The organism is Paraburkholderia sp. C35, from assembly GCF_003121405.1.
Taxonomy (GTDB): Bacteria; Pseudomonadota; Gammaproteobacteria; order Burkholderiales; family Burkholderiaceae; genus Paraburkholderia.
Window position 1 is genome coordinate 24276 of the sequence record NZ_QBUY01000001.1, and the last position, 21707, is coordinate 45982.

At 61.7% G+C, this 21707-nt stretch carries 20 protein-coding genes; 11 read left to right on the forward strand and 9 right to left on the reverse strand.

Annotated features, from left to right (window positions below; genetic code table 11):
- Nucleotides 1-3: 3 nt before the first annotated feature.
- The 3 genes from DK391_RS00100 to DK391_RS00110 are packed head-to-tail and all read right to left on the reverse strand — an operon-like array spanning nt 4 to nt 3526.
- A complete protein-coding gene (locus tag DK391_RS00100; RefSeq protein ID WP_204117261.1) occupies nt 4-1002 on the reverse strand; it encodes an ABC transporter substrate-binding protein in 999 nt (332 codons plus the stop codon).
- Nucleotides 999-1877 carry an ATP-binding cassette domain-containing protein gene (locus DK391_RS00105; RefSeq protein WP_239482643.1) on the reverse strand — a complete coding sequence of 293 codons (879 nt, stop codon included), beginning with the start codon at nt 1875-1877 and terminating at the stop codon, nt 999-1001. Before DK391_RS00105 ends, DK391_RS00100 begins: the two co-directional genes overlap by 4 nt.
- Nucleotides 1874-3526 carry a cyclic peptide export ABC transporter gene (locus tag DK391_RS00110; protein ID WP_109475948.1) on the reverse strand — a complete coding sequence of 551 codons (1653 nt, stop codon included), beginning with the start codon at nt 3524-3526 and terminating at the stop codon, nt 1874-1876. Before DK391_RS00110 ends, DK391_RS00105 begins: the two co-directional genes overlap by 4 nt.
- 239 nt (nt 3527-3765) lie before the next feature.
- On the opposite strand from DK391_RS00110, the gene DK391_RS00115 reads away from it, so the two are divergent.
- On the forward strand, nt 3766-4548 hold the full coding sequence (locus DK391_RS00115; protein WP_109475949.1) for a helix-turn-helix transcriptional regulator: 783 nt from the start codon (nt 3766-3768) through the stop codon (nt 4546-4548).
- 201 nt (nt 4549-4749) lie between these two features.
- On the opposite strand, the gene DK391_RS00125 is transcribed toward DK391_RS00115, so the two are convergent.
- Nucleotides 4750-5118 carry an AraC family transcriptional regulator gene (locus DK391_RS00125; protein ID WP_162600626.1) on the reverse strand — a complete coding sequence of 123 codons (369 nt, stop codon included), beginning with the start codon at nt 5116-5118 and terminating at the stop codon, nt 4750-4752.
- 223 nt (nt 5119-5341) lie between these two features.
- On the opposite strand from DK391_RS00125, the gene DK391_RS00130 reads away from it, so the two are divergent.
- From DK391_RS00130 to DK391_RS00140, 3 genes are all read left to right on the forward strand, one after another.
- On the forward strand, nt 5342-5788 hold the full coding sequence (locus tag DK391_RS00130) for an OsmC family protein (protein ID WP_109475952.1): 447 nt from the start codon (nt 5342-5344) through the stop codon (nt 5786-5788).
- A 149-nt stretch (nt 5789-5937) separates the two neighbouring features.
- Nucleotides 5938-6384 (forward strand): OsmC family protein, encoded by a 447-nt coding sequence (locus tag DK391_RS00135; RefSeq protein WP_109475953.1) that lies wholly within the window; start codon nt 5938-5940, stop codon nt 6382-6384.
- A gap of 225 nt (nt 6385-6609) precedes the next feature.
- Nucleotides 6610-7623 (forward strand): AraC family transcriptional regulator, encoded by a 1014-nt coding sequence (locus DK391_RS00140; protein WP_109475954.1) that lies wholly within the window; start codon nt 6610-6612, stop codon nt 7621-7623.
- Between the two features lie 191 nt (nt 7624-7814).
- Here DK391_RS00140 and DK391_RS00145 read toward each other — a convergent pair whose 3' ends face one another.
- Nucleotides 7815-8351, reverse strand: a complete 537-nt coding sequence (locus tag DK391_RS00145) for an FAD-dependent oxidoreductase (RefSeq protein WP_109475955.1) — start codon at nt 8349-8351, stop codon at nt 7815-7817.
- Between the two features lie 382 nt (nt 8352-8733).
- Here DK391_RS00145 and DK391_RS44060 point away from each other — a divergent pair, with 382 nt between their 5' ends.
- Together DK391_RS44060 and DK391_RS00155 are read left to right on the forward strand one after the other, a co-directional pair.
- Entirely contained in the window at nt 8734-9468 is a 735-nt protein-coding gene (locus DK391_RS44060; protein WP_162600627.1) for a hypothetical protein, read from the forward strand.
- Between the two features lie 228 nt (nt 9469-9696).
- Entirely contained in the window at nt 9697-11202 is a 1506-nt protein-coding gene (locus DK391_RS00155; protein WP_109476154.1) for an MFS transporter, read from the forward strand.
- Between the two features lie 16 nt (nt 11203-11218).
- On the opposite strand, the gene DK391_RS00160 is transcribed toward DK391_RS00155, so the two are convergent.
- The 3 genes from DK391_RS00160 to DK391_RS00170 are packed head-to-tail and all read right to left on the reverse strand — an operon-like array spanning nt 11219 to nt 13896.
- Nucleotides 11219-11974 carry an ABC transporter ATP-binding protein gene (locus DK391_RS00160; RefSeq protein WP_109475957.1) on the reverse strand — a complete coding sequence of 252 codons (756 nt, stop codon included), beginning with the start codon at nt 11972-11974 and terminating at the stop codon, nt 11219-11221.
- Complete coding sequence (locus DK391_RS00165) at nt 11971-12837, reverse strand: ABC transporter permease (RefSeq protein ID WP_109475958.1); 867 nt, start codon at nt 12835-12837, stop codon at nt 11971-11973. Before DK391_RS00165 ends, DK391_RS00160 begins: the two co-directional genes overlap by 4 nt.
- Nucleotides 12838-12864: 27 nt before the next feature.
- A complete protein-coding gene (locus DK391_RS00170) occupies nt 12865-13896 on the reverse strand; it encodes an aliphatic sulfonate ABC transporter substrate-binding protein (protein WP_109475959.1) in 1032 nt (343 codons plus the stop codon).
- 304 nt (nt 13897-14200) lie between these two features.
- Between DK391_RS00170 and DK391_RS00175 the strand changes: the two genes are divergently transcribed.
- The 5 genes from DK391_RS00175 to ssuD all read left to right on the forward strand — a co-directional run bounded on the left by DK391_RS00175 (nt 14201) and on the right by ssuD (nt 20666).
- Complete coding sequence (locus DK391_RS00175; protein WP_109475960.1) at nt 14201-15385, forward strand: acyl-CoA dehydrogenase family protein; 1185 nt, start codon at nt 14201-14203, stop codon at nt 15383-15385.
- Between the two features lie 177 nt (nt 15386-15562).
- Nucleotides 15563-16813, forward strand: a complete 1251-nt coding sequence (locus tag DK391_RS00180) for an SfnB family sulfur acquisition oxidoreductase (RefSeq protein ID WP_109475961.1) — start codon at nt 15563-15565, stop codon at nt 16811-16813.
- A gap of 3 nt (nt 16814-16816) precedes the next feature.
- Nucleotides 16817-18079 carry an SfnB family sulfur acquisition oxidoreductase gene (locus DK391_RS00185; protein ID WP_109475962.1) on the forward strand — a complete coding sequence of 421 codons (1263 nt, stop codon included), beginning with the start codon at nt 16817-16819 and terminating at the stop codon, nt 18077-18079.
- The gene (locus DK391_RS00190; RefSeq protein ID WP_109475963.1) at nt 18079-19506 is read left to right on the forward strand and encodes an LLM class flavin-dependent oxidoreductase; all 1428 of its coding nucleotides are present in this window, start codon (nt 18079-18081) and stop codon (nt 19504-19506) included. Before DK391_RS00185 ends, DK391_RS00190 begins: the two co-directional genes overlap by 1 nt.
- Nucleotides 19503-20666, forward strand: a complete 1164-nt coding sequence (gene ssuD, locus DK391_RS00195; protein ID WP_109475964.1) for an FMNH2-dependent alkanesulfonate monooxygenase — start codon at nt 19503-19505, stop codon at nt 20664-20666. Before DK391_RS00190 ends, ssuD begins: the two co-directional genes overlap by 4 nt.
- Before the next feature lie 78 nt (nt 20667-20744).
- Here the strand turns inward: ssuD and DK391_RS00200 are convergent, their stop codons facing one another.
- Nucleotides 20745-21698 (reverse strand): TauD/TfdA family dioxygenase, encoded by a 954-nt coding sequence (locus DK391_RS00200; protein ID WP_109475965.1) that lies wholly within the window; start codon nt 21696-21698, stop codon nt 20745-20747.
- Nucleotides 21699-21707 lie beyond the last annotated feature (9 nt).

Sequence of the window (21707 nt, forward strand, 5' to 3'; positions counted from 1 at the left end):
GGACTATCCACGTTGCGCGCTCCCGTCGGCAATCTGCGCGAGCGCGGTGGTGACCGCCCGTGCGAAACGCTGCATCGATATCAGGCCGCCATACGGCGCAATCACGGGCAGTTCCATCAAGCGAGCGCTGCGCACCGCCGGCAACGCCTGCCACAACGGATTGCGCAGCAACCCGGCGCGCACAGCCGGCTGCACCGGGCCGACCAGCAGCACGCTGGCCAGCCCGGCGTCCATAAGCCGCTGCACAGGCACGAGTGCGGAGCCCGCCATATTCATCGTCCACGCCGTGCGGCCGGCCGGCTTCGACGGGTGCACGGCATTGGCGACGTTCATCTCGCGCAGCAGATCGTCGAACAGGCTGCCCGCGCCGTAGACGCGCACAAAGCGATCGTCGACCGCATCCGCAACGATCACGGGCGATGCGCGCCATGCAGGTTGCGCATCGAGTCGCGCCTTTTCTCCGGCAACGTAGCGCGTCGTTGCGTCGAGCAGGGTCGTAGCGTGCGACTCGCGCGCCAGCGCCCGACCCAGCTCGACGGTCTCGCGACGCAAGCTCTGATACGGTTGCGGATCGCTCATATAAGCGCCGAGCGTGAGCGTCGGCGCGATGTGTTCGAGGGCGCCGCGAATGCTCGCATGGCCAGGCGTAATGATCATCAGGTCCGGCGCCAGCCTTTGCAGCACTTCGAAATTAGGTTGATACAGCAGGCCGAGATCAGCCACGCCAGCGGGCAGCGGCGGCTCGACAATGGTCTGCGTGTACCAGGGCGGCAGCGACATGCCGACGGGCGCGACACCGAGCGCAAGCAGCGTCTCGGTCAACTCCCAGCTCATCGTCACGATGCGGCGCGGCGGTGTCGCATGCGGTGCGGGCGCAACAGCCGCAGCGGTCCCAGCGGTCGCAGCGCTCGCATGCAGCCTGCCCGAGGCCGCGATGAACGCGCCAGCGGACATCGCGCGCACTACGCGACGACGTACGTGCGATCCGAGCTTCGACGTCATCGCGGCACTCCCACGACCCGGCCAGCAACGGGATCGGTCAGCACGTGCATCGGCACGCCGTAGATGGCTTCGAGGCAGTTGGCGCGCATCAGTCGATCAGGCGTGGCGCGCATCAACATCCGGCCTTCGCGCAATGCGATCACCTCATCGCAGAAGCGCGCCGCCATGTTCACGTCGTGCAGCACGACAACGGCAGTCATCCGGCGCTGCGCGCACAGCGTGCGAACGAGGTCCAGCACGGCAAGCTGATGGCCAATATCGAGCGCCGACGTCGGTTCGTCGAGCAGCATGCAGCGGCAGTCCTGCGCGACCAGCATCGCGATCCACGCACGTTGACGCTCGCCGCCCGACAGACTGTCGACGGCGCGATCCGCGTACTGCACGACGTCGGTCAGTTCCATCGCTGCGTTGACACGCATCGCGTCATCCTGCGTAAAGCGTCCGAGCGCGCCATGCCACGGATAGCGTCCAAGCGCGACGAGTTCGCGCACCAGCATGCCGTCAGCCGATGGCGGTTGCTGCGGCAGATACGCGACTTCGCGCGCGAAATCGCGGCTGGGCCAGCCGTCGAGCGCTCGTCCGGCGAACCCGATCGAGCCGCCTGTGGGCTGTAGCTGTCGCGCGAGCAGCTTGAGTAGCGTCGATTTGCCTGAGCCGTTGTGGCCGATCAGACCATAGACACGCTCGGCCTCCAGCGTCAGGTCGAGTGGATGCAGCAGCGTGCGCGCACCGAGCGCAAACGTGCAGCACTCCAGACGATAGAGCGGCGCGGCGCTGTCGTGCAGCGTACGGTCGGCCACGATCGTCGATCCGGCTGACGACTGCCCTTGTGTGTGAGACGAGGCCCGCGTGGCCGCGTTGTCGAACATATTCATGACGACACCGCCGCCGGCCCTGACTGCACTATTGAAACGCCGTCGCGCGAAATGTCTTCGACAATGGTTCCGTAGTCGAGCTTGATTTGCCGGTCCGCGAGGTGAAAGTAGCGATCGTCGTGCGTAATCGCGACGACTGTTTTGCCCTTCGCCTTTAGCGCGGGCAACAGGCGATGATAGAAAACGTCCTTGAAAACAGGATCCTGGTCGGCCGCCCATTCGTCGAACAGATACACCGGACGGTCCTCGAGAAACGCGACCAGCAGCGCGAGACGCTTGCGTTGCCCTTGCGACAGATCGAGCGTGGTAAAGGCACCGTTTTCGATCCGTACCTTGTGATCCAGCTGCAAATCGACGAGCAGCGTGTGCGCCAGTTGCTCGCTTTCGGGCGGCAGTCCAAACAGCGCATCGAAGAGATGGAAGTCGCTGAATACCACCGAAAACAACTGCCGGTAATGCTCGCGGTTCGACGCGTCCACGCGATGGCCGTCGAGCAACACAGCGCCCTCTTCTGGCTCGTAAAGACCGACGAGCAGTTTCGCCAGCGTCGTCTTGCCGCTGCCATTGCCACCCGTGAGAAACACGAGTTCACCGGGGCGCAGCGTCATATCGATGGGGCCGAGCGCGAAACACCCGTTTTCTTTTTCGCGGAAATAGCGATGCACGACCGCTTCGAGCCGGATGCTGCGAAACGCCGCCTGCGCCTGACTTGTACTCGCCCGTTCAAGCGGCAAGTCCGCATTCAGCTGTTCGATACGTTCGAGCGCAACGCGCGCGCCGCCGATGCCAGGCAACGCTGAAAGCAGACTCTCGATCGGCATGATCATGTACAGAAACACCAGTGCATAGCCCGACATAACGTGCGTATCGACCGTAAAGATGTGCGCCAGCACGAATAACGTCACACCCACGAACGCGAGCAGAATCAGGCTGCCCCAACTGGCGGCAGCGGCGTACAGCACATAGCCACGAGTACGTTGAACGCGCACGGCTTCGACATGCGGCGCGAGTGCTTCGCCGACGAAAGCCTCGCGGCGCGAACGATGCAGCTTGAGTTCCTTCGCGCCATCGAAGAGCGCGCGAAACTGCGTGACCAGCGCGTCTTCGCGCAAACGCGACGCCCGCAAAAGAAACAGCGCGCGGCCATTCACATAGTGGAATCCGAGCGATCCAATACCAATCGTCACGAGCGCAAACAGCAGGATTTGCCAGGACAACACGCCCAGATAGACAAGGCATCCTGCGATCACCGCGCCTTGCATCGCGATGGCGGGCAAGCCGATGAAAAACACCACGATCGCGTCGAGATCCTGCGTCAGCACCGCGAGCGAGCGGGCCGCGCCGTATTTCTCCAGATGCGCATAGGACGCGTTGGCGATGCGCGCGATCGTCCGCATTCTGAGCGTCGCTTTCGCGCGCTGTCCGAGATACATGAAAAGCGTCTGCGAGACGAGCCGCGTGACGAGCACGATCAGACCGACGCCTGCGAACTGCATCCCGAGCATGGACAACTGCGACGCCGGCGCGGCGAGCGCCCGGTTAATCAGCGCGACCAGCGCCGCGTTGCCGAGCCCGCTGACGACGCTCGTCGCCAGCGCGATCAGCACCAGCCAACGGGCGCTTCTGAACAGGAACAGGATCAGCGTCACCCGCGCCTCGGCGACGTGGTGTGTATTGCAATCTTTCCGGGTAAGATTGTTTCCGACGGGCGAATGAGACTCATTCCTTATTTCTCGCGATGTGCGGCTCAAAGGTTGATGCGTAAGGAGAATATCGGTTTCGAGAAACGAAATGCCGACAATCGATGTCGATTTTTTGACAAAATATGTCCATTATTCGACATTTATCCGTCGATTGGCCGCAGGCTGTACGCGGCACAGAGGAACAGATGAAAGATTTTTTACTGAAGCGTTATCCGATGGCGCAGTTGCCGCTGTCGCGCAGCGTACTCGCGCATGTGACTCGTCACAGGCACGGCGAGCGCATCTCGTGGCATCAGCATCATCATGGGCAACTGGTACTGGCAATAAACGGTGTGGTTCGTGTGCTGACGCCGCAGCGTACCTGGACGCTGCCTCAATCGCGAGCCCTGTGGCTGCCGTCGGACATCGATCACGAATTGCATGCGGTCGGCGCACTCGAACTGTGCAACGTGTCGATCGAACCCGAAGCATTTGAATGGTCCTGGGACGCACCACTCGCGTTGTCGGCGTCGCCGTTGTTGCGCGAGCTAGTTCTGAACCTGAGCGCAGGTGGCCCCAACTATCTGCCTTCCAGTCAGGCTGCCCTTTCCGCGCCGCTGCTGATCAAGGTTATCGCCGAAGCGGCGACCCTGCCGGAGAGCGGCGTCCCTCTGCCAACCGATGCCCGGCTCGTGACGATTTGCGAGCACATGATGAACGACCCCGGCGGCGATACACCACTCGATTTCTGGGCCGCGCGGCTGGGAGCGAGCGACCGCACGCTTGCGCGCCGCTTCAAGGAAGAGACGGGCATGACGTTTGGGCTGTGGCGGCAGCACCTGCGCGTGGACGAGGCCATCACGAGGTTGACGCTCGGCCAGCCGCTTTCACGTGTCGCGAGTGACCTTGGGTATAGCAGCGCGAGCGCGTTTATCGTGATGTTTCGCCAGATCACCGGCAGTCCGCCACAGCAATATCTAGCATCGTGATCGGCTCGCTATTTGGAATGTTCGGCGCCCTGATATGTGTCGGTCCAGGGCTCTAAACACAACCGCGTAGCGCGAATCTCGCTACTTACGGCTATCCGCCACTGGACGACATATATTGCTGCGGCGACGCGCCGAACAGTCGCCGGAACATCACAGCAAAGGCGCTCGGCGTACTGTAGTCGAGATCCAGTGCGACCTGAGTCACGCCAGCACATGCCCGAAGCTCATGCCCGTTTCTTCCTTGAAATGTCGCGCAAGCGTTCTGCCGCTGGTGCCGATCTCGTCGGCCCAGCGGTCAAGCGTGTAGTCAGTGGCCGGCTCCGTCATCATGTGCTCGCAAATGGCGAGCAACTTCGCGTCGTGCGGCAGAGGCAGCCCCTCTTCTCCCAGCGCCGGCGCTTCTTCGAGCATCTTTAGCAGGAAAGGCACCGCAAGGGCCGTGCGGCTGCCCGGTTCGTAGTCGTGGCCATCGTGGAGCATACCTTTGAGAAGCTCACGCAGTAGTGGCTCCACGGGAAGGACTTTTCCGTTCATCCACAGCCAGTCGGTCGTGCCAGGTTCAACGTTCACGGTGCACAGATGCAGGCTTCCAGTCGTCGTGCCCGCACCCCGTGGGCGGCTTCAGCATACAAACAGTCAACGGGAAGCAAAACCGCCTGGTAAGGCCGCTAGTTGATGGCACCCTTGTATAAGTTGATCCTTTTGAGGAGCCGTTTGACCCGTTCACGACTCGGCAAGCGCAACACCCCAATCTAAAGTGTGGGCTCCTATCCACACATCGAAGGAAGCCATCATGAACAAGATTGAACAGGTCCTCTTTTCAGGCAACAGCCACGCCACGATCAATCACGATCCCAATGTCCCGCGCGGTGAACACGGTGTACTCGATCTCGAACTGTCAGCAGCTGGCGACAAAAGCCGCGCGTTCATCGGCACCAATCTACACCCGAGAGCCGAGCAGTTATTTTCTGGGGCATGGTCGGCCTGTTACATCAGCGCATTCGAAATCGCTGCATCGCTCAAGAAAATCTCACTGCCTGCCGATTATTCCCTGGACATCAAGGTCAGCATCGGCGAGGTCGGCAACGGCCATTGTCTGGGTGCCGAGTTCACTGTACGCGCGCCTGGCCTGCAACCCGAAGTCGTCAAGGCAATCGCCGAACTGGCCCACCAGATCTGCCCGTACTCGAAAGCCGTGCACGGGAACATCGAGGTAGCCTTGAACATCATTACGGCGTGATTGGAACGGAAAGTCGTCATCTCCGTGTGATTAATATCGTATGCGATTAAATCTTATACGCTTTACATGCAGGCATTCCCTACATGGAAGCGACGCATGCTAACCAGATAAACGTTACTTAAGCCGTCTTATTTACACAGGTATTCATCATGGAAAAGATCGAGAAAGTCCTCGCCTCAGGCAACACCCACAGCACGGTGAATCGCGCACCCGAGTTGCAGCGCGGCGAGTTTGGCGTCTATGACCTCACCCTTTCGGCGCCCGGAGTTGAAACCATTGAGCTCATCGGTACCGAACCGCATCCGACAGCCGAGCAGTTATTCGCGGGTGCGTGGTCGGCCTGCTACACCACAGTGTTCGGGATGGCTGCCTCACTGAAGAAGGTTGCGCTGCCACTGGACTATTCCGTAGACGTCAAGGGCAACATCGGGCAGACCGCCACCGCGTGGTTTCTCGGCGCTCAATTCACTATCCGCGTACCTGGGCTCTCAACGGAAGTCGTCGAGTCGATCGCACGTCTGGCCCACCAGATCTGTCCGTATTCGAAGTCTGTGCGTGGCAACATCGAGATCGTTACGAACATTGTCACGGTCTGATCATAAAAGGCTCGCGCCTCTTACTTATCGTCTTGCCGGTTAGCCCCAGCCGCTGGGGCGGCGCACATCGTCATGCTTCATGTGCGTCGCTCCCGAGTGACGTCCAACGAAACGGACCGGCCGTTGCCGTCGATGCGACTGCGGGGCAGCCTTATCGAATTAGCAGAAAACAGCAAGTAAGCGCCGAATACCCGTCGCATTACCACTATTCACGAGGCATCCGATATGCAACAGATCGATTGGCTCACCCGTTTCATGGAACTCACGACCGTCACCGGGAAGATGGAAGTCCGGTGCATGATGGGAGCGCCGTGGATCCTCGAATATCCTCAGGCTGCGGCTCAGGAAATGCCGTATCACGTCGTCCTGACTGGCAGAGCGGTATTCGAGAACATCGACAATGGAGCGACCTGCGAAATACAGGCAGGCGACATCGTGCTATTGCCCCATGGCTCGGCGCACAAACTGCAAGACGGTAGCGGCGCGCTCCCGATGCCGTCCAAAGTACGCACATCAGGGTGTCTGTTGATTAGCGAAAATGGCGGGGACGGCGACGCATTCGATATGTTATGCGGACGCTTTCTGGTCTCACCGCCGCATGACCGCCTGATCCGGAGCTATCTGCCGTCGGAGCTCGTGATTCACTCCGAAGATGTCAACATTGCAGCAAGGAAGCTGCCGCAGGCGGAACGTCTGGGTCGACTCGTCGCGCTAATGCGGGCCGAAGCGATAGACAATGAAGTGGGGAGCGGCGCAATCCTGAATGGCCTTTCCTCTGCAATGTTTGCGTTGACGCTGCGGGTTGCCAGTGAGGCTGGTGAGGCCCGCACCGGAATGCTGGCGCTTGGCGCTCACCCAAGGCTTGCACCTGCGGCCGCGGCAATGTTCAACGACCCGGCTCGAGGATGGACGCTTCCCGAATTGGCAGGACTCTGCAGTATGTCGCGCGCTACGTTCATGCGGCAATTCCAGGCAAGCCTGGGCCGTTCGGCAATGGACCTGCTGACCGATATTCGTGTTGGCGCCGCTGCTAACGCGCTAAGGAAGACTACGTCATCCACCGAGTCCGTTACCGATCTCGTTGGGTATCAGTCAGTATCTGCTTTTCGCCGCGTTTTTACCGAGCGCATGGGCATGACGCCAGGCGAATGGCGTCACCGCGCACTCAAGGGCGACACTCCGCACCGATCGAACGAAGAAGCAAGCGGAAGCAGTGATTTTGATCGCGGAAAAGTGTGAACCGTGCGCGCGATTCGTTACACCACCAGTAGATCGACGACCGGGAAGTCGACGCGTATAGGTGAGACACGCTATTGCGTCCGCGGTGCGCGTCTCCTGTCCTGCGATGACCAGACGGTCGCGGACATTGGTCGAACGTCCCTTCCTGGCCGGATCGAGCGTCTACAGACAAATGTCTCGCCCGCACAACCTCACCCCATCTGGGCCGGAGCCCTGGCCAGCGAACCCAGCACATCGACAGCCCAAAGCAAGGTCCCACGCAAAGGTCCATGCAACCTTGCCTGATGTGCCCGATAAAGCATTGCGTGGCTCAACCTGGCCAGGTCACCGCGAAACGTCGTGCCGCGAAGCAATCCTAGCCGTCCCAGCGAAGCAAAAGCATCGTAGTCCGCAAGCGATACAAGTGCACCCAGATCCCGATACTGGAATCCCGGAACCGGCACACCATTGGACAGCAGCCGCGGAATATGAGCACACAGGTGCTTTGCTTGTTGATGGGCGACCTGAGCCGTCGGAGGCAGCCCGCGTTTCGATGTCGATATCGACATGCTCGCGCAATCGCCCAGAGCAAAAATAGACGGGTCAAGCGTGGTCTGGAGCGAAGGCAACACAATCAGTTGATTGGCCTCATTCGACTCCAGCCCGTCAAGGCCATCGAGCACGCCAGGTGCCTTCACACCCGCAGCCCAGACCTTGAGCGATGCATCGACCCATTCCTGGTGAAGTATCTTCCGATATTTGCATCCCGCCTGCGCGCACGGCCATCACTCTTGACGCCTTGCTTTCTGCAGGTCTTTTATTGGACTTACGATAATACGTATCGAGGTTTTAAATCATAATAATTGACAGGTGAAATGAATCATCAGCAGGCTCACCATCTGTTAATGAATGATCTGTGAAAATTTAAAGGTGCATGGAAAATAAATAGTTTATATAGCGATTCTCCGCCGGCTTACCGCGTCGCGTTTTTCACATAGATTGTCCGACGTCAATACGTCTATCGATATTATTTTTAATGGGTCAGCAAGAGGCGAAATCATCGGATGTCGTCGCCGATGCGTCGACGCAGATAGCGGATTCGGGAAGAAGACTACTCACACCGGGGGTGCTATGACGGCTCAATGGCAGGCAACACAGGTTGTGCCCGTCAGTACCTTCGAACATGTTGTGCCATCGCGTCTTCTCGCACAGCTAAACGAAACGATCAACATTGAGCGCGACGGATGGCGACCACGAGATGGCCGCCGCGCGTCCGATCTGGCAAGACAGTTTGCCGAGTTGCTACGAACCACACATGCATTCTCTACGATGGAAGCCAACGTGCGCGCATCGGCGCGACACTGGTACACAAGCACGTTTGGTCATGAACCGCATAGTGATCCACTCTATGTCTTGCGCTGCGTGAACCGCGACATGCCATTTCAGAGCTACCTGCGGCATTTCGATTCGCATGTCCTCACCTTGCTCATCTCTTTGCAGACCGTGGGCGAAGACAAAAAAAACGGCGATCTCGTAGTCCGGCTGAAACAGCGGCAACGATTTTCAGCCCTATCCCACTTCGTGATCAAGAGCTGGCTTTTTGTCGAGCATCGCCTTCCCCTCGCGCTTCGGCGCATAGTCATTGCATCCGACGAGATCCTTCGAGGATACGTGAGAATCCCTTGCACGCCTGGCAACGTATATATATTCAATGGCTTTATCACGCTTCACCATAACCTCAACGTTTCGACTGGAGAGCGTCGATCCCTGATCATTCACTACTACGATCCTGAGATGGCTATGGCACCCCGAAGGTTGCTGCGCAGAGTTCAGACGCTGATCGATCGGGCTAACTACAGGTTCTGATTGATTTGAGAGACCATCGCGGCAAATTCCTGGCATTGCAGACTACACTCGGTACACGCACACGATCTCGCGCTCTACCCTCCTGGAAGTTATGCGTCATGCCGATGCGTGCGACCGCCTGGTGCAATCCAGTTTCCGGCAATTTGCATATACGCATTCGTCGTTTAACAGACGGGAATGGCGTCGCTAGCATGCATGGATCTTCGACTTCATGCCTCGATGCTGACCATGTCTACCGTCGCTATTCCTTCCTCCCCTGCGGACGCTTCTACGCAGCAGGCGTCTGCCGCACCCGTCACGATCCGTTCCGCGCAGGACGTATCGCGCATCGTCAACGCTGGCGCAGCGGAAGGCAGCAATGCCCGCATCGTGATCGCGATTGCACTTGGCGGCGTCTTTCTCGACGCCTACGATCTGACCTCACTCGCCTACGGCATCAAGGACATTGCGAAGCAGTTCGCGTTGACGCCCGTGCAGGTCGGTTTCGTTTCATCGGCGATCACCTTCGGCGCGATTCTGGGCGCGCTATTCGGCGGTTATCTGACCGACCGGATCGGCCGGTATCGGGTGTTCATGGCGGACATGCTGTTCTTCGTCGTCGCGGCGATTGCAGCCGGTCTCGCACCTAATGCGTGGGTGCTCGGTGCCGCCCGCTTTCTGATGGGCTTCGGCGTCGGCCTCGATCTCCCCGTCGCGATGGCGTTTCTCGCCGAGTTCTCCCGCGTGGCAGGAAAAGGCAACAAGGCCGCAAGCGTCGCCGCGTGGTGCCCCGCCTGGTATGCGGCAACCAGCACCTGCTATCTGCTGATACTCGGGCTCTACGCTGTTTTGCCCGAGCATCATCTCGGCTGGCTGTGGCGATTCACGCTCGCTTTCGGTGCAGTGCCCGCCATCGTCATCATCCTCGTGCGCAGCCGCTACATCAGCGAATCGCCCGTGTGGGCCGCCAACCAGGGCGATCTCGAGGGCGCAGCGCGCATCTTGAAGCGAACCTGGGGCGTCGATGTCGTCGTTGAGCGAAGCACAGCAGCCGTTGCACAGCCGCGCCGCGCGTCGTGGCGCAATTATGGTGTGCTGTTCAACGCGACCTATCGCAAGCGCACGATACTCGCTGCCGTGATCGGCAGTGCGTCATCGTTCGGCTACAACGCGATCATCTTCGGCTTGCCTGTCATCATCACGAGCTTCTTCGCGCAAGGACCACTGACGACGATCGTCGCCTCGCTCGCACTCAATCTGGTGTTTGCCTTCGTAGGCGGTCTGATCGGCGTACGCACCGCGCCCACGGACGGCGCATGGAAGATGACGGTACTCGGGCATTCGCTGCAGTTTGCCTCCCTGATCGGACTGGCGCTCATTGGCAAGCCGAGCGGCGGCGTGCTGGTGGTCGTTGCGATCCTGCTGCTGGGCGGCTATCTGTTCGGCCAAGGCTTCGGACCCGGTTCCCATTCGATGACCTACGCGTCGCTCAGTTATCCGACGTCGCTGCGGGGCATTGGTGTGGGGTTCAATCAGACGCTGGTGCGCACGGCATCGACGGTTTCGCTGTTCCTGTTTCCCGTACTGGCAGCCGCGCTCGGCACCAAGGTGTTCTGGGTTATCGCCATTGCGCCGCTGACGTCGCTGCTGGTGCTGCTGGCGATTCGCTGGGAGCCGTCGGGTTATGACATCGATGGAGAAGACTATCGTGACGCAAATGCCGATGCGAACATCGGCCAGCGCCTAAGCGCCTGATGCCCGCACATCGTCACTAGACAGCAGTTGTCGCGATGCCTTCCAGCAGCGTGTCGCGCAATGCATTCATCGCGGGGTCGCGCAGATCGCGCGGCCGCGTCGCATCGATACGGATATCGCGTGCCATGCGGCTCGGCCGATCGTCGCCTGCGGGTGATAGCACGAGCACGCGATCCGAGAGATGCAATGCTTCATCGAGATCATGCGTGACGAGCAAAGCCGTCGTGCCGTGCGCCTGCGTCAACGCAAGCAATACGCGTTGAAGGCGCGCACGTGTGATCGCATCTACGGCGCTGAACGGTTCGTCGAGCAAGAGCAGATCGGGTTCGGCAAATAGCCCGCGCGCCAGTGCGACGCGTTGCGCCATGCCGCCGGACAACTGCTTCGGCAGCGCGTCGCGAATGCCCGGCAAGCCGACTTCAGCCAGCAGCGCATCGACACGCGGATCATTGCCTCGCCGCGATCCAGCGGCGAACGCGATGTTGTCGGCTACGCTGAGCCACGGCAACAGCCGCGGCTCCTGAAAGATCATGCCGATGCGGTCAGAAGGGCCACGCTGCAACTGCCGCTCGAGCAACACGGAACCGTCCGTGTGCGCATCGAGGCCGGCAATCGCCCGCAGCAGCGTGCTTTTGCCACAACCGCTCGGCCCCACCAGACTGACGATCTCGCCGCGCGCGAGCGCAAACGAAACGTGCTCGAATACGGTGCGCGCGCCGAAGCGCCGTGTTAGCCCTCGCACTTCCAGCAAAGACGCCGACGGCAATGTCATGGTGTGTCTCCCGAAACATGGCGCGCATCACGCCACGACAGCACACGCCTTTCGATCAGCTTGAATGCGCCGTCACTCAGTTTGCCCAGCAGTGCCAGCAACAGGATCGCGCCGAACACGAGGTCCGGCCTGCCCGTCTCGCGTCCGTCGCTGAGAAGATAGCCAAGGCCGCGCGTCGCGGCGATCAGTTCGGCGGCGACCATGAACATCCAGGCGAGACTCAACCCGGTGCGCAGACCCGTGAAAATCTGTGGCATCGACGCGGGCAGCAATATGCGTGTGAACATGGCGCGTGCAGTCAGCCGGTGCAGTTCGCCGAATTCGATCAGCTTGCGGTCCACGCCATGAATACCGGCGACGACGCTCAATTGCACCGGAAAAAACGCGCCAATCGCGATGAGGGTGATCTTCGGCGCTTCATCGATACCCATCCAGAGCAGCAGAATGGGCACCCACGCCAGCGACGGAATCGCGCGCAGTGCCTGAAACGTAGGGTCGAGCAGCGCATCGACACGGCGGCTCAGGCCCATCGCCGCGCCAATCAGCAACGCGAGCCCCGCGCCGAGCGCAAAGCCTGCGTAGACGCGCGCGACACTCGCGCCGATGTGCCGCGCCACGCGTGCGCCACCCAGATCCCACAGTGTCTGCATGATGGCGCTGGGCGCGGGCACGAGATGCATCGGCAGGACAGAGGTCCGCACCAGCGCTTCGATTGCAGCGAGGAATGCCACGGGCAACGCGAACCCCGCGTAACGCCACCATCGCAGTGTGCCGTGCGGACGTTTGCGTGAGCCAGTTTCGCGGGTGGATATCGGCGGAGGATCACGCACCTCCAGCGCGAGTGTCTGTTCAGGAGCAGCCATGATGCATGCTTGTGCTGATTGCGCGCGTCATTGCGCGCCATTGCTCGCAATAACCGGCTGCGCGACCTTCGAATCGATCAGCGCATCGATGACCTGATTGAGATTCGTGCCGCTCTTTACCAGCTGTTCGTCGACGAGAATGGGCGCCGCGGCCTTGAGCGCAGCGATTTGCTGCGCGCCGGGCTGCGGATGGCTGAAGTCATTGCGGCTCAACTGCAGCTTCGCCACCGCGAGCGAGACCTTCGATTCTTCCGAGATGATCTTCGCCGTATCGTCGGGATGCGATGCAATCCAGACACGCGCTTTCTCATAGACCTTCAGCACGCGGGCCAGTTCGCCCGGATGCGCCTGAATGAAATCTTCACGCGCGTCGAGCAGACCCCACGTGTTGAAATCGACGTTGCGATACAGCAGGCGCGCACCGTTATCGACTTCTGCCGCCGCCATGTGCGGATCGAGCCCGGCCCATGCATCGACTTGTCCATTCACGAGCGCCGTGCGTCCATCCGGATGCTGGAGGTTGACGATTTCCACATCATCGCGCGTCAGGCCCACGGTGTGCAACGCACGCAACGTGAACAGAAACGGATCGGTGCCCTTGGTCGCCGCAATCTTCTTGCCCTTCAGATCGGCGAGGCTTTTGATGGGCGAATCCTTGGGCCCCACCAGCGCCGTCCATTCCGGGCGCGAGAAGACATAGACGGCGCGAATGGGATTACCGTTCGCCTTGCCGAGCACGGCGGCAAGACCGGCTGTCGAGCCGATGTCGATCGCGCCGCTATTCAGATACTCGAGCGCGCGATTGCTGCCAAGACTCAGCACCCACTTGACCTGCGTGTGATCGGCGGCGAATTCCTGATCGAGCCAGCCGTTGCGCTTGATCACAAGGCTTTCCGGCGAGTAGTACGCATAGTCGAGCTTCAGTTCGGTGAGCGGCGCGGCCTGCGCGCTGCCGAAGTAGCAAAGCGCCAGCGCAGCGGCTGCCGTCGTCATGATGTGGCGCACAATGGACGCGCGTCGCGCGCGTGCGAAGAATGCAAAGCCCCGAACCGATGCCATCGATTGTCCTTTATGGTCGTGTGTCATTTAAGCTTTCAATGTAACGAAGCCGATCGCATCTGCGAACCAATTAAAGTTCAGAATCAAAGCAGTCCTGGCGCTATTGCAGAAATGGTGCTTGAATTCCAGGGTGCAAAGATCTAAAGCACGAATTCGTATAAGCATTCGAGCACTCGATAGTAGGCCGCGTCGCGGCAGCTTTCTTACACTAGCTGGTTAGCCGCGGGCTGCGGCAGTGTTGCCGGCAGCCCGCTTCGAAGCGGCTCCGATACGTGCCGCCCGTTGTTCCAAGGCCTTCCCTACCATGTCAGCACACGTTGAATTCCATCCCGCTGCGCAAAACGAAACCGCGCGGGTTCTTGCAGCCCAATTTGCCGGAAGCGCTGTCGAGCGCGACGAAAAAGGCGGCACGCCCAAAGCCGAGCGTGACGCGATCCGGGCGAGCGGTCTGCTCGCGCTCTCCATTCCCCGGCAATACGGCGGAACGGGTGCGTCGTGGACGGAAACACTGGATGTCGTCAGAACCTTCGCGCGTGTCGACAGTTCGATCGCACACGTGTTCGGCTTTCATCATCTTTTGCTCGCGACGGTGCAGCTGTTCGGACGTCCCGATCAATGGGAACCGTGGCTCACGCAGACGGCACAGAACAACTGGTTCTGGGGCAATACGTTGAATCCGCTCGATACGCGCACCGTCGCGCAGCGGACCGATACCGGCTACGTATTCTCGGGCCGCAAGAGCTTCTGCTCGGGCGCGCTCGATTCCGACATGCTGGTCGCGTCGGGTCTCGACTCCGAGAGCCGCAAGCTGCTGATCGCGGCGATCCCCACGGCACGTGCGGGCATTACGTTGAATCCCGACTGGAACAGCTTCGGGCAACGGCAAACGGATAGCGGCAGCGCGCTGTTCGAAAACGTCCGCATCGAAACGAACGAATTGCTGCTCGATCCAGGTCCGTTGAGCACGCCGTTCGCGTGCCTGCGGCCGCTGCTGGCGCAACTGATCTTCGCGCAACTGTTTCTGGGCATCGGCGAGGGTGTGTTCGCGGAGATGAAGCACTATACGCGCCACGAATCGCGGCCATGGTTCAAGTCACCGGCGCAACAGGCCAGCAAGGATCCGCATGTGTTGCGTCACTATGGCGAGTTCTGGGTCGAGCTTGAAAGTGTGCGTTTGCTGGCTGCGCGCGCGGTGCAAATGTTCGACGCTGCGTGGGCACGCGGTGCATCGCTCGACGAAACGGAACGCGGCCACGTTGCCGTCGCGGTCGCCACGGCCAAGGTAGCGGCGACGCGCGTCGGTCTCGATCTCAGCAGCCGGCTGTTCGAAGTGGCGGGCGCGCGTGCGACGCACGGCGCGCTGCGGCTCGACCGCTTCTGGCGCAATCTGCGCGTGCAAACGCTGCATGACCCGGTGGACTACAAGCTGCAGGAACTCGGCGAGTGGGCCGTCAACGACGAACTGCCAACGCCCTCCTTCTATTCCTGAGCGCAGCCCGGTGCCGGTTCGAAAATCGGCATCCGTCATAAGCAATTTCATATTCGATAGTAGGACTGGCTCGCCTGGACTGATCCAATACAGGATTGGCCTTGCCCGATGCAAACCGCGACGTTGCCACGGTGAGCGAACGGCGCGAAAGGCTTTTCCGTGTTCGTGTGAGCCAATATGTCTACAGTCGAATCGTCCCCTGCTGCGGCGCCTTTGCCGCGGAATCCCGACCCCACGCGCGTAAAGCACATTGCCAGCGATGCCGACGCGATCGCCGCCGCTCACGCGCTTGCCGCCAGTTTTGCCGAGGGCGCGTCCGAACGCGACCGCCAGCGCATCCTGCCGTGGGCCGAACTCGATCTCTGGTCCGAAAGCGGACTCGGCGCGATCACGGTGCCGCGCGAGTATGGCGGCGCGGACGTATCGTTTGCGACGCTGGCTGAAGTGTTCGTGATCCTCTGCGCAGCCGATCCCGCGCTCGGCCAGATTCCGCAGAATCATTTCGGTTTGCTGGGCGTGCTGCGTGAAATCGGCACGCCCGGGCAGAAAGCGCGCCTGTATGGCGAAGTGCTGGCCGGTCGCCGGCTCGGCAATGCCGGTCCGGAACGCCGCTCGGCGGCGGCCACGACGATCCTGCAGGGCACGACTCGGCTTCGCGAGACGCACAATGGTTTGCGCCTCGACGGCAAGCGTTTCTATTCGACGGGCGCGCTGTTCGCCCATCGTGTCCCCGCCCGTGCGACGGACGACGCAGGACGCGCGGTGCAGGTGTGGGTGCCGCGCGATGCGCCGGGTCTCACAGTCATCGACGACTGGCGCTCATTCGGCCAGCGCACCACGGCGAGCGGCACGGTGATCTTTGAAGATGTGCATATCGATCCGCAGGACGTCCTGCCAATCTGGCAGCTTGCCGACCGTCCCGGCCTGTTCGGTCCGAACTCGCAGCTGATCCAGGCTGCCATCGATCAAGGCATCGCCGAGGCCGCCGTCGTCGATGCAATCGCCTTCGTGCGTGAACGCGCGAGACCGTGGATCGATTCAGGTCTGGAGCGCGCAACGGACGATCCCTACATCATCGGTGACGTGGGCCGTCTGGAGATCGACTTGCACGCTGCGCGCGAAGTGCTGCTGGAAACGGGCTATACGCTCGATGCGATCGCCGCCGCACCGATCGATGCCGAAGCAAGCGCGCGGGCTTCCGTTGCCGTGGCGGAGGCCAAGATACTGACTACGCGCAGCGCCCTCGAAGCGAGCGAAAAGCTGTTCGAACTGGCCGGGTCCGCTTCGACGCGTGCCGCGCATAACCTCGACCGTCACTGGCGCAACGCGCGCACCCATACGCTGCACGATCCCGTGCGCTGGAAGCTGCATCTGCTCGGCAACTATCACCTGAATCATGTGCTGCCCACGCGGCATTCGTGGAACTGAGACATGAGTATCGAACTATCTGAAGAGACGCGCGACAGCGCGGTCGGCGGGCAGGCGCTTCACGCATCGCAAGCGCAACCCACACCCGACCGGATCGAGGACGATGCACACGCACTGCGCGTCGCACAGCGCCTCGCCGATGCATTCGCACCCGAGGCCGCCGCGCGCGACCGCGAACGCCGCCTGCCGTGGGCCGAACTCGATGCGTTCGTCGCGAGCGGACTGTGGGCGATCACGGTGCCGCGCGAGTTCGGCGGCGCCGGCGTGCGCAGCGGCACGCTCGCGGAAGTGACGGCGGCGATCTCGGCTGCTGACGGCTCGCTTGGGCAGATTCCGCAAAATCATTTCTATGCGCTCGAAGTGCTGCGCGTCGGCGGCAGCGAGGAACAGCAGCGCTTTTTCTACGAGCGGGTGCTGGCGGGCGAGCGCTTCGGCAACGCGCTGGCCGAAACGGGCCACAAGGATTTCAGGCGCCGCACGCGGCTCACACGCACCACGGCAGGCTGGCATATCGATGGCCGCAAGTTCTATTGCACGGGCGCACTCTACGCACACTGGATTCCCACGCTCGTGATTACGGAAGAGCGCGGACGCGACGTCACCTGTCTCGCGTTCGTGCCGCGCAACGCGCCCGGTGTCGAAGTGATCGACGATTGGGATGGCTTCGGCCAGCGGATCACGGGCAGCGGGTCGGTGCAGTTCAGTCACGTGCGTGTGGAACCGGAATGGGTCGTGCCGTTTCAGGCCTCGTTTGAACGTCCGACCACCATCGGACCGCTCGCGCAGATCATCCACGCCGCCATCGATCTGGGCCAGGCGCGCGGCGCTTTCCAGGCCGCGCAGCAGTTCGTGCGCGAACACGCGCGGCCCTGGATCGATGCAAAGGTGGACCGCGCCGCGGACGATCCGCTGACCATCGCACAGTTCGGCGATCTCGCCGTACGGCTGCGCGCAGCGGAGGCCTTGCTGCGCCGCGCGGGACGCTTTGTCGATGCGGCCCAGGCCGAGCCGACGGAACGCTCGGTCGCGCAGGCATCGGTGGCGGTTGCGGAAGCGCGCGCATTGACCACGACGATCTCGCTCGATGCAGGCACGCGGCTGTTCGAACTGGCGGGCACCTCGGCAACACTCGACGGACTCGGTCTGGACCGTTTCTGGCGCAACGCGCGCACTCACACGCTGCACGATCCCGTGCGCTGGAAGTATCACGCGGTAGGCAACTACTACCTCAACGACAAGCTGCCGCCCCGGCATGGAGCGTTGTGATGACACGAAAACAGATTTTGCTCAACGCGTTCAACATGAACTGCGTGGGCCATATCAATCACGGCTTGTGGACGCATCCGCGCGACCGTTCGGTGGATTACCGTCAGTTGCCGTACTGGACCGATCTTGCCCGCACACTGGAACGCGGCCTGTTCGACGGGCTGTTTCTGGCGGATATCGTCGGTGTGTACGACGTCTATCAGCATAACGTCGACGTGACCTTGCGCGAGTCGATCCAGTTGCCCGTCAACGACCCGCTGCTGTTGATCTCGGCGATGGCCGCCGTGACGGAACATCTGGGCTTCGGCGTGACGGTCAACCTCACGTACGAGCAGCCCTATCTGCTCGCGCGCCGCTTCTCGACGCTCGATCATCTGACGCAAGGGCGCATCGGCTGGAACATCGTCACCGGCTATCTGGATAGCGCGGCGCGCGCGATGGGCCTGCATGAACAGCTTCCGCACGACGCACGCTACGAGCGCGCCGATGAGTATCTCGACGTGCTCTACAAGCTGTGGGAAGGCAGTTGGGAGACGGACGCCGTGCGGCGCGACAAGTCAGCGCGCGTGTACGCAGACCCGGCGAAAGTACATGCGGTGCGGCATGCCGGACGCTACTACAACGTCGACGGCTATCACCTTGCGGAGCCGTCGCCGCAACGCACTCCCGTGCTGTTTCAGGCCGGCAGTTCCGGGCGCGGCCAGCGCTTTGCCGCGCGTCACGCCGAGTGCGTGTTTATCTCACCGCCGAACCGCAAGGTCGCGCGCGAAACGGTGCAGACCTTGCGTGAACAGCTCGTGCAGGCAGGACGGCGTCCCGACGACGTCAAGGTCTTCGCAGGCACGGCCGTCGTTGCCGGGAAAACCGAACGCGAAGCGCGCGAGAAATACGCCGACTATCTGCAGTACGCGAGCCGCGAAGCTGGGCTGGCGCATTTTGCGGCGAGCACGGGCATCGACTATGCGCAATACGATCTCGACGCGCCTGTCGACTACACGCCCGGCAACGCGATCGAATCGGCCACGCGCACCGCGAAGCAACATGGCTGGACGCGCCGCAAGCTGCTGGAGATGTTCGAGCTGGGCGGCCGTTATCCCGCGATCGTCGGCAGCGCGGCGCAGGTGGCAGATGAACTGGAGGCGTGGAACGACGAAACGGGGATCGACGGATTCAACCTGAGCCGCACGGTGGTGCCGGAGAGCTACGAGGATTTCATCGATCTCGTCGTGCCCGAATTGCAAAGCCGTGGCCTCTACAAGACCGCGTACGCCGACGGCACGCTGCGCCAGCGGCTGTTCGGCGAGGGCGATCATCTTCCGGAACGGCACGCTGCCGCAGGTTTCCGCCGCCCTGCTTCGGCGCACCCATCCGGCGATACAAACGATACGAAGGGCGCGCACGAACGCCTTGCGAAGGAGCATTCATGAGTCTCGACATCTTCTGGTTTCTGCCGACTTCCGGCGATACGCGCTATCTCGGCAAGTCCGATTTTGGCCGCCCGCCGACCAACGAATACATGCGGCAGATTGCCGTCACCGCCGATCAACTGGGCTACGACGGCTTGCTGATTCCGACGGGCAGCAGTTGTCAGGATCCGTGGGTGACGGCGGCGAGTCTCATCCCTGTGACACAGCGCATCAAGCTGCTGGTCGCGCTGCGCACGTCGATCACCGGGCCGACGGCGGCGGCGCGCCTGGCAGCCACACTGGATCAGGCCTTGAATGGCCGCCTGCTGCTCAACGTCGTGCCGGGTGGCGATGCGACTGAACTGGCTGCCGATGGCGTATTTCTCGCACACGACGAGCGCTACACCGCCGCCGACGAATTTCTCACCGTGTGGCGCGATCTGCTGTCAGGCGAGACAGTGGACTACAAGGGCAAGTACGTGCACGTGGAAGGCGCGCGCAACTTTCATCCGCCTGTGCAGCAGCCGCATCCTCCGCTTTACTTCGGCGGTTCATCGCCGGCCGCACATGAGCTGGCGGCGAAGCATGTCGATGCCTATCTGACCTGGGGCGAGCCGCCCGCAGCCGTCGCGGAGAAATTCGCCGATGTCCAGCGCCGCGCGGCGAAGCATGGGCGCAAGCTGCGTCTCGGCGTGCGCCTGCATGTGATCGTGCGCGAAACCAATGAAGAAGCGTGGGCGGAAGCCAATCGCCTGATCAGCAAGCTCGACGACGAGGACATCCGCCGGGCCCAGGAGAACTATGCGCGCATGGATTCCGTCGGCCAGCAGCGGATGGCAGCCTTGCATGGCGGGCAGCGCGACAAGCTGGAGATCAGCCCGAATCTCTGGGCAGGCGTGGGACTGGTGCGCGGCGGTGCGGGCACGGCGCTGGTCGGCGACGCCGAGACAGTCGCCGCGCGGCTGCAGGAATACGTCGAAGCAGGCGCGGACAGTTTTGTGCTATCCGGCTATCCGCACCTCGAAGAATCGATTCGTTTCGCGGAACTGGTGTTCCCTTATCTGCCGGGCAAGAAGCCGGTGACGTTGCGCGATCAGGTGCTCACAGGCGGCGCATTCGATGTGCGTGCAAGTCAGAAGCCGACCGATCCGCCGTCTGCAGCAGGAGCGCAGACGCGTTGAATCGCGCGCTGACGGTGGCGAAGGTCATTGCGGCACAGTGGCCGCGGGACGGCGATCAGGATCGCCGTCCCGCCTCGCTCAGTTGAGCGCAACCGCGGCAGCCGCACCCACCGGCGAACCCTCTATCGCCACCGACGCACGCCCATCCGGCCCGACAGGCACGTCGCCGACGAGTGTCGTGCGATACAGTTGCCGGTCGAAGTCGAGATCGAAGATATCGGTTGGCGCGAGATGCGCGGTCGAGCGGTTATCCCAGAACGCAATGCTGCCCGGCTCCCATTTGAAGCGGACCGTCAACTCCGGCCGCGTCACGTGTTCCCACAGCAATTCGAGCAATGCCTGGCTTTCGCGCGGCGTGACACCCACAATGTGCTTCAGAAAACCTGGACTCACATACAGCGCACGCTCGCCCGTCTCGGGATGCACACGCACCAGCGGATGCTCGCTGACCAGCGTGTGATGCTCGACGGCCGACGCAAACGCGCTGGTACCCGTTGCGCCTGCAGGCGGTGCAAAGCGGTGCACCCCGCGCAGGCCATCCACGAACCGGCGCACCGGCTCCGACAGCTTGTCATACGCGATGACGAGATTGGTCCACTGCGTGTCGCCGCCGTAAGGCGGAATCTCCACGCCGCGCAGGATCGATGCGAACGGCGGGTTGACGGCTGCCGTGACATCCGTATGCCAGCCTGTCCACGGCCGCAGCAGCGTTTGGCCTTCAAAGCGCGTCGCTTTGCGGAACTTCGAGATCGAGTAGATCTGCGGATAGCCGTCCACATGCCCGAACACGGGATGCCCCACCGTCAGCTCGCCAAACTGCGCAGAAAAGGCGACGTGCTGCTCGTGGCTCAGGAACTGCTCGCGAAAGAAGATCACGCGATGCTTGAGCAACGCAGCGCGAATCGCGGCAGTGGTCTGCGCATCGAGTGGATGCGCAAGGTCGACGCCCGTGATCTCCGCGCCGATATGGGCGGACAGCGGACGGACATCGAGTTGGGCTGCCGTTGCTGCCGGGATGCTCGCTGCGCTCATTGACTGTCT

What these genes read in the sequence shown, in the direction of transcription:
- DK391_RS00100 (WP_204117261.1), bottom strand. Translation starts at nt 1,002, where the DNA reads ATGACGTCGAAGCTCGGATCGCACGTACGTCGTCGCGTAGTGCGCGCG.
- DK391_RS00105 (WP_239482643.1), bottom strand. Translation starts at nt 1,877, where the DNA reads ATGAATATGTTCGACAACGCGGCCACGCGGGCCTCGTCTCACACACAA.
- DK391_RS00115 (WP_109475949.1), top strand. Translation starts at nt 3,766, where the DNA reads ATGAAAGATTTTTTACTGAAGCGTTATCCGATGGCGCAGTTGCCGCTG.
- DK391_RS00130 (WP_109475952.1), top strand. Translation starts at nt 5,342, where the DNA reads ATGAACAAGATTGAACAGGTCCTCTTTTCAGGCAACAGCCACGCCACG.
- DK391_RS00135 (WP_109475953.1), top strand. Translation starts at nt 5,938, where the DNA reads ATGGAAAAGATCGAGAAAGTCCTCGCCTCAGGCAACACCCACAGCACG.
- DK391_RS00140 (WP_109475954.1), top strand. Translation starts at nt 6,610, where the DNA reads ATGCAACAGATCGATTGGCTCACCCGTTTCATGGAACTCACGACCGTC.
- DK391_RS44060 (WP_162600627.1), top strand. Translation starts at nt 8,734, where the DNA reads ATGACGGCTCAATGGCAGGCAACACAGGTTGTGCCCGTCAGTACCTTC.
- DK391_RS00155 (WP_109476154.1), top strand. Translation starts at nt 9,697, where the DNA reads ATGTCTACCGTCGCTATTCCTTCCTCCCCTGCGGACGCTTCTACGCAG.
- DK391_RS00160 (WP_109475957.1), bottom strand. Translation starts at nt 11,974, where the DNA reads ATGACATTGCCGTCGGCGTCTTTGCTGGAAGTGCGAGGGCTAACACGG.
- DK391_RS00165 (WP_109475958.1), bottom strand. Translation starts at nt 12,837, where the DNA reads ATGGCTGCTCCTGAACAGACACTCGCGCTGGAGGTGCGTGATCCTCCG.
- DK391_RS00170 (WP_109475959.1), bottom strand. Translation starts at nt 13,896, where the DNA reads ATGGCATCGGTTCGGGGCTTTGCATTCTTCGCACGCGCGCGACGCGCG.
- DK391_RS00175 (WP_109475960.1), top strand. Translation starts at nt 14,201, where the DNA reads ATGTCAGCACACGTTGAATTCCATCCCGCTGCGCAAAACGAAACCGCG.
- DK391_RS00180 (WP_109475961.1), top strand. Translation starts at nt 15,563, where the DNA reads ATGTCTACAGTCGAATCGTCCCCTGCTGCGGCGCCTTTGCCGCGGAAT.
- DK391_RS00185 (WP_109475962.1), top strand. Translation starts at nt 16,817, where the DNA reads ATGAGTATCGAACTATCTGAAGAGACGCGCGACAGCGCGGTCGGCGGG.
- DK391_RS00190 (WP_109475963.1), top strand. Translation starts at nt 18,079, where the DNA reads ATGACACGAAAACAGATTTTGCTCAACGCGTTCAACATGAACTGCGTG.
- ssuD (WP_109475964.1), top strand. Translation starts at nt 19,503, where the DNA reads ATGAGTCTCGACATCTTCTGGTTTCTGCCGACTTCCGGCGATACGCGC.
- DK391_RS00200 (WP_109475965.1), bottom strand. Translation starts at nt 21,698, where the DNA reads ATGAGCGCAGCGAGCATCCCGGCAGCAACGGCAGCCCAACTCGATGTC.